The following is a 2,591-nucleotide window of genomic DNA, read 5'->3' as shown; positions in this document are numbered from 1 at the left end:
TTCGGGCGCGAGCGGTCGGTACCACGTCGCTCGGGCAGCGCCGGGCGTCCGCGCCCGGCGAGGTTCCCAACCCCGTGGTGGCGGCATCTGCCGCGATCGCGGCGGCGGGCCGTCAGGGGCCCATTTCCCACCGAGGACGATGCGCAGAAGGCGCTGACGGCCTCGTTAGCGGAGCTTCACAGCGGCGACTGGCTGGAAGAGGCCTGACTCGAACCCACGACCGACGGATTATGAGATCATCGGCAGCCTGTTCGCCGGTCTCCATGGACGTCCGCCGGTCCTGATCACAGGCACTCCCGGTCGCCCCGCCGCTTCTTGATGATCGACGCCACAATATGGATAATACACCCTTTGAAGCCATAATCGCACCGATCTGGCCACGCAACGGTGCAGGTCGACCGAGGTACACCAGATCGTCGATCATAGCCAAAGAGGCATAAGTTACTCGCCAGCTAGGAAACTCAGGCTAGTCCAGAACATCCGCCGCGGCTACGACGAACTCGATGTCGAGGCCGATTCTCACCCGATACTGTCGCCCGTTCTCACCGAGCTCGCCCGCGCCATCTGACCGCCCGGCCGGCCAGAGCCTCGCACGCCCTACCCCTCACAACGCAACAGCCTTGTGTCGAGGCCATGTCAAGGTGACACGCTCGATGTCAGTGCGGATGCCTGCGCCTGCGACGATGTCTCTGCCGAGGGCCGCGACGATGCCGTCTGCGATGGCACCAGCCCGGACCGTCGGTGCGCATGAATCGTATGCCCCGCCCCGTCCCACCAGCCGCGTCCGATGAACTTGGGCGCAGCTGCCCGTCATCCTCGGCCGCGGTAGCCCCCGGGGCAGGCTGCCCGGATGGTGTCCAGTGAGGGGATCGGTGTTCAAACGGTGCGGGTGCCGGGACCCTCAGACTCGCCGCCAACTGGGACAGCGCTGTCCGAATCTGGCCCGTTCCGATCACGGGGCGTGGTGGTTCATCCATGATGTGCCGTCTGGACCGGACGGCAGGCGCCGCCGGACGCCTGTCGGCCCGTTCGCCTCCGCAGATGACGCCGAAGAGGCGCTGGCCGCCTCGCTGACGGACATGCATGGCGGTATTCGCCCAGACGACACCGGGCTCACCGTGGCAGGTTACCTCGATGACTGGCTCGCGGGAAAAGCTGGTCTGGCAGGAACGACCCGGCGCTCCTATGAGGAGCATATCCGCCTCTACCTCAAACCTGGCCTCGGTCATCTTCGCCTCGACAAGTTGCGGGATCACCACGTCGAGAAGCTGTACGCCGCCATGCAGCTCATCGGCCGAGATCTACAGGGAAAGAAACCCTCACCGCTGCTCGTCCGGCTCCTCGAAGTCCGTCAGGACGACCCGCGGCACCGTCGCCGACTGAGCGCATCCCGAATTCAGCGCGTACATGCCACCCTAATGAGCGCGCTCAACAGCGCCGTGAAACGCAAGAAACTGGGCCATAACCCGGCTGAACACGTCGAGCTTCCCAGAGCTCGCAAGGTCAGGCCGCTCGTGTGGACCGCGCCGCGGATCGCCGCTTGGCAGCGCAAAGGCACCCGGCCCTCCCCGGTCATGGTCTGGACCCCTCAGCAGGCCGGCGCCTTCCTCGACTTCACCGCCGCCGACCGGCTCTACCCGCTGTGGCATCTCATCGCCCACCGCGCCCTGCGCCGCGGCGAAGCCGTCGCGCTCGGCTGGACCGAAGTCGACTTCGACGACGACAGCATCTACATCCTCGACAATCTACCCGGATCCGGGCCAGACGCCGAGGACGACATCGACCTCTACGAAGACCCGAAGAGCGAAAGCGGTACCCGCACCATCAGCCTAGATCCGACGACCAGACAGGTTCTGGAGTCCTGGCAGACCCACCAGGACGGTGAACGCGCCGCTTACGGGAAGGCCTGGACCGACAGTGGCCGGGTGTTCACCCATCCTGACGGCACTCCGCTCAACGCGGACGGAATCTCCCAGCGCTTCGAACGGCTCATAATACGCTTCGCCACCATTCGCACCGAACACGCCGAACACCACTGGAGCGTCCATCGCCTCGCCGACCGGCACCGCATGCCCCCCGAAGCCATCAAAATCGCTCTCGACTTCGGCCTGCTGCCCCCGATCCGACTCCACGACCTGCGCCACACCGCCGCCAGCCTCACCTACCTGGCCACCAAGGACCTCAAGGTCGTCTCCGAGCTTCTCGGACACGCCTCCATCCACTTCACCGGCGACGTCTACACCTCGATCTTCGCCGACGCGGACCGCGCCGCCGCCAAAGCCGCCGCCGCCGTCGTTCCCCGCCGACTTCCACCCGGACCGCGGCCACCCACCACGCAACCCGTCGTGCCGCCCGCTGACGGCCCCGAACCCGACGGCCTCGGCATCGAGCTGTAAGCGACCCCCACGCTAACGCCACGTCAAACAGGCACCACCACGACCTACCGCAGTCGCTCTCCGTAGCCGCCGGTCGAACGTCCAAGATTAGTTGCCGTCGCAACGGCATCACATCGGCATCACATCGACCAGATGTCGATCTCCGGTGCGATCAGGTCGCCACGAAAGCCCAGGTCAGGAGGGGTGGGGCGGGTG

Annotated in this window: 1 protein-coding gene; it reads left to right on the top strand. The window is 66.1% G+C overall.

What is annotated here, in order from left to right:
• Positions 1-980 precede the first annotated feature (980 nt).
• Positions 981-2,396 carry a site-specific integrase gene (locus tag AC08OV_RS24405; RefSeq protein WP_476612657.1) on the top strand — a complete coding sequence of 472 codons (1,416 nt, stop codon included), beginning with the start codon at positions 981-983 and terminating at the stop codon, positions 2,394-2,396.
• Positions 2,397-2,591: the final 195 nt, after the last annotated feature.

Source organism: Frankia sp. CeTa3Moorea (genome assembly GCF_978021225.1).
Note: the sequence above shows the minus strand (reverse complement) of the source record. Positions and strands in the feature narration are given on the sequence as shown.